This window comes from Microbacterium sp. CPCC 204701 (assembly GCF_004010105.1).
Taxonomy (GTDB): Bacteria; Actinomycetota; Actinomycetes; order Actinomycetales; family Microbacteriaceae; genus Microbacterium.
In genome coordinates this window covers 1-4,318 of sequence record NZ_RRYE01000265.1, presented here as the reverse complement: position 1 = coordinate 4,318, position 4,318 = coordinate 1, and the positions used below count along the sequence as shown (strand labels likewise).

5 protein-coding genes are annotated in these 4,318 nt (G+C 71.4%); 1 reads left to right on the top strand and 4 read right to left on the bottom strand.

Translation table 11 applies throughout. The features are described 5' to 3' along the window. On the bottom strand, nt 1-391 hold a 391-nt coding region (locus EIO58_RS13545), incomplete at its 3' end, for an MFS transporter (protein ID WP_205789276.1). Then, nucleotides 388-1,791, bottom strand: coding sequence for a GH1 family beta-glucosidase (locus tag EIO58_RS13540; RefSeq protein WP_127819977.1), 1,404 nt, complete (start codon nt 1,789-1,791; stop codon nt 388-390). The genes EIO58_RS13540 and EIO58_RS13545, both read right to left, overlap by 4 nt. Before the next feature lie 243 nt (nt 1,792-2,034). Here EIO58_RS13540 and rpsT point away from each other — a divergent pair, with 243 nt between their 5' ends. After that, nucleotides 2,035-2,295: a 30S ribosomal protein S20 gene (gene rpsT, locus EIO58_RS13535; RefSeq protein ID WP_127819976.1), complete on the top strand. Its 261-nt coding sequence runs from the start codon at nt 2,035-2,037 to the stop codon at nt 2,293-2,295. Between the two features lie 103 nt (nt 2,296-2,398). Here the strand turns inward: rpsT and holA are convergent, their stop codons facing one another. Further along, entirely contained in the window at nt 2,399-3,436 is a 1,038-nt protein-coding gene (holA, locus tag EIO58_RS13530; protein WP_127819975.1) for a DNA polymerase III subunit delta, read from the bottom strand. A gap of 27 nt (nt 3,437-3,463) precedes the next feature. Next, on the bottom strand, nt 3,464-4,318 hold an 855-nt coding region (locus tag EIO58_RS13525), incomplete at its 5' end, for a ComEC/Rec2 family competence protein (RefSeq protein ID WP_127819974.1).

The window sequence follows — 4,318 nt, the reverse complement described above, 5'->3', positions numbered from 1 at the left end:
CCGCGGACGCCACCGCGAGCCCCACCGAGACGCCGATCCAGCCGACGCCGACACCGAGCGGCGTCGCGAATGCGAGCGTGATCAGCGACGCCGCGGCCAGCAGCGAGCCGCCGACCGCCCACGGGCGGCGGCGCCCCCACCGCCCTCGCGTACGATCCGACAGGGCACCTGCGACGGGCAGGACCACGATGGCGACCACGCCGCCGATGCCGAGCACCAGGCCCGAGTAGACCACTCCGGCGATCCATCCCGACGCGTCGTCGGGCGAGTCGAGCTGAAGCGGCAGCAGCAGCTGGACGGGTGTCAACTGCGCCGTCCAGATCGCGAGCCACGCGAGGGTGAAGAGGCTGAACCAGCCGGCACCGGCCCTGCGTGCGACGCCGGCGCTCATGCGCCGGCTCCTGCCGAGACGGTGGTCGAAGACGCGGTCGCGCTGCGGCGAGCATGCTCGATGAGGGTGCGATACCAGTCGTACGACGCCTTCGGAGTGCGTGCGGCGGAGTCGAAGTCGACGTGCACGAGCCCGAATCGCTGTGTGAAGCCCTCGACCCACTCGAAGTTGTCGAGGAGCGACCACACGGTGTACTCCCGCACATCCACGCCTGCCGCAAGCGCGGATCCGACGGCGCCGATGTGGCCGGCGAGATAGTCGATGCGGGCGGCGTCCTGAAGCGGCGCGCTGACGCGGTCGGGCTCCGGGAACGACGCGCCATTCTCGCCGATGATCATGGGCGGCAGCCGGTCGCCGTAGCGCTCGCGGAAGTCGATCAGCAGGCTCGCCAGCGCCGATGGGACGATCGGCCACTCCGGCCCGAATCCCGTCACGGGGGCGCCGGCCGTGGGGATGATCTCGAATGGGACCGCAGCGCCCTCGGCCGCGGCGGCCACGGTCGTCGGGTTGTAGAAGTTGATGCCGTAGAAGTCGCTGTGCGCGCCGATCAGCTCGAGGTCGCCCTCCTCGACGGGCAGGGCTGGGACTCGGAAGGCCTCGAGGGCGGGATACTCCCCGGTCAGCACCGGGTCGGCGAAGATCCGGTTGTGCAGCAGGTCGTAGGCTCTTGCCGCCACGAGGTCTGCCTCTGCGCCCGAGGCAGGAAGGACGAGCGTGTGGTTGTTGACGATTCCCACCTCCGCGGCGCCGGCACTCCGCAGCACTCGGGCCGCAAGACCGTGCGCGAGCAGCTGGTGGTGCACGGTCGGCAGCGCGCCGAACAGCAGCTGGCGCCCGGGGGCGAGCTGTCCTACGGCGTACCCCTGCAGCGATGTCGAGACCGGCTCGTTGAGCGTGTACCAGTGACGGATGCGGTCGCCCAGGGCGTCTGCGGTCGCTTCGGCGTACTCGGCGAACCGGAGTGCTGTCTCGCGTTCGAGCCAGCCACCCCGAGCCTCGAGGACGCTCGGCAGATCCCAGTGGTACAGCGTGGCGAACGGCGTGATGCCCGCTTCGAGCAGGTCATCGGCCAGACGCCGGTAGTAGTCGAGTCCCGCCTGGACGACACGGCCGCCCGGCTCCGGCTGAACGCGCACCCACGAGATCGAGAACCGGTAGCGATCGACGCCGAGCTCGCGCAGCAGTGCCACGTCGTCACGGTGCCTGCGATAGCTGTCGGGACCCGGGTCTGCGGTCGATCCATCGCGGACGGCAGCCGGCGTGTCGATGAAGTCGTCCCAGATCGATCGGCCACGACCGTCCGCATCCCGTGAGCCCTCGATCTGGAAGGCGGCAGTCGCCGCCGACCATCGGAAGCCGGGCGGGAACATGGCGAGGTCGACAGGCGAGGCGGACGGCATCGGGGACCCTTTCACGTGTGCCGCGTGCGCCGACGCTGGCGCTCGCTGCGTCGATCATGCACCACGATCGGGACCGGCCGCGAACCGGCGCGCCCGGGCCCCGTCAGCGCCGCGCGGCACGACCTGATAGAATCCTTGTTTGGCTTGCGTGTGGGTTCGTCCCTCACGACCGCCGCGAGGCGCCCTCTCTCGCCGACCGGCACATCAAATCCGATTCCCTTCGAACGAAAGAAACGTCGACACGTGGCGAACATCAAGTCGCAGATCAAGCGCAACAAGACCAACGAGAAGGCGCGCGAGCGCAACAAGGCTGTCAAGAGCGAGCTGAAGACGCTCGTGCGCCACACCCGCGAGGCCGTCGCGGCGGGCGACAAGAACGCCGCTGAGAAGGCGCTCGGCAAGGCCACCAAGAAGCTCGACAAGGCCGTCAGCAAGGGCGTCATCCACAAGAACCAGGCGTCGAACCGCAAGTCGGCGATCGCCAAGCAGGTCGCTTCGATCTGAGCCTGCGCAGACCCGACCGCGAGGTCCGAGGCCCGTTCCCCTGCGGGGCGGGCCTTTCTGCTGTCTGCAGCGGAGTGGACGGGGCGGCGTCGGTCGCGCCCGCTCAGGAGCCGTAAGGGGCGCGCGTCGCGATCACGGTGATCATGCGCTCGAGCGCGAACACCGCATCGCGTGAGCCGCCTTTGACCTCGGCATCCGCACGCGCCGTCGCCTGGATCGCGCGACCGAGGGACTCTTCGTTCCAGCCGACGAGGTCGCGGCGGGCGCGATCGACCTGCCAGTCCTTCATGCCCAGCCGTGCAGCCAGAGCCGCCGCCGGCTCACGCGTGCCCGCGACGCGCGCCATCGTGCGCAGCTTCATCGCGACCGCGGCCACGAGCGGTACCGGGTCGGCGCCGGAAGCCAGCGCGTGGCGCAGCGCGATGAGCGCCTCGCCGTACCGGCCCGCGATCGCCGTGTCGGCGACGGTGAAGGCCGACGTCTCGACGCGCCCGCCGTAGTAGCGCTGCACGACGTCGTCGGTCACGTCGCCGGGCACATCGGAGATCAGCTGCTGGCACGCCGCCGCGAGCTCGGTCAGGTCGTCGGCGAACGCCGACACGAGAGCGCGCAGGGCGGCGGGCGCGATGCGCTTGCTCGCGGCCTGGAACTCGCCGGCGGCGAAGTCATAGCGGTCGGAGTCGCGCTTGACGGCCGGGCACGCGATCTCGACGCCCGAGCCGTCGCCGGCGCGGATCGCGTCGAGCAGCTTCTTGCCGCGGACGCTCGCCCCGGTGTGCCGCAGCACGACGGTCGCGCCGTCCTGCGGCGCGGCGAGGTACGAGAGCGCCTCGGTGAGGAAGGTGTCGGAGCACTTCTCGACGCCGCTCACGCGGACCAGTCGCGGCTCGCCGAACAGCGACGGCGACGTGACGCCCAGAAGCGTGCCGGCTGCGTAGTCGTCGGCGCGCACGTCGCTCACCTCGAGCGTCGGGTCTTCGGCGCGGAGATAGTCGCGCACTCCGGCGATCGCACGTTCCGCGCACACCTCCTCGGGACCTGAGACGAGTACGATCGGCGCCGGCTGGGGAGCCCGCCACGCGAGCTGCGGGATGGCGCTGCGCGCCGCCTTCGCGGGGGCGCGACGCGCAGGTGAAGCCATTCCCCCAGCCTACCGACGACCTCCGACTCATCCCCCGCGCTCGCGCCACACGCGCAGCCCGCCGGCGGCTTCCCACACTGCGACGATTCCCTGGAGGTCGGTGCGGACGACGCGCGCGCCGAGACCCTTCAGCAGTTCGAGGATCGTCTCACGGGGGTGACCGTAGTCGTTGTCGGCTCCGACCGTGATGAGCGCGAGTGACGGAGCCGCCGCGGCGTACAGCGCGGGGTCCTGATCGGCACTGCCGTGGTGCGCGACCTTGACGAGCGCGTAGGGCGCCACGAGGGAGCCGGCTGCCCCGAGCGCGCGCTGCGGCGATGCGGAGAGGTCGCCCAGCAGCAGGGTGGCCGGGATCCCGCCGCCGCGTACGTCGAGCACCACGCTGGCGTCGTTCCCAGGCGGGTACGCGCGGCTCTCGGCGATCGGCCACAGCACGCGCCACCGTGCGTCGCCGAGCGAGCCGCTCAGCCCGGCGGATGCCTCGACGCTGTGTGCGCCGGCATGCACGAGGCTCTCGATCGCCGCGCGTCCGTCGTCGTCCGGCGGCCCGTGGATCACGGTACCCACCCGGCCCTCGACGGCCGCGATACCACCGGAATGGTCGCGGTCGAAATGCGTCAGGGCGAGCAGATCGATCCGCTCGATGCCCGCACGCGCGAGGCACGCGGTGAGCGCAGCCGGATCCGGGCCGGTGTCGACGAGCGCGACGACGCCCGCCGAGCGCAGAAGCACGGCGTCGCCCTGTCCGATGTCACATGCCAGCACGCTCCAGTCCGGCGGCAGGGTCCATCGTCCTGCCACCGAGCCGAGCGCGCCGCCGCCGAGCGCGACGCCGGCGACGGTCGCCACGAGAGCGAGCGACGTGCCCCGCAGCAGCCGCCG

What these genes read in the sequence shown, in the direction of transcription:
- EIO58_RS13540 (WP_127819977.1), bottom strand. Translation starts at nt 1,791, where the DNA reads ATGCCGTCCGCCTCGCCTGTCGACCTCGCCATGTTCCCGCCCGGCTTC.
- holA (WP_127819975.1), bottom strand. Translation starts at nt 3,436, where the DNA reads ATGGCTTCACCTGCGCGTCGCGCCCCCGCGAAGGCGGCGCGCAGCGCC.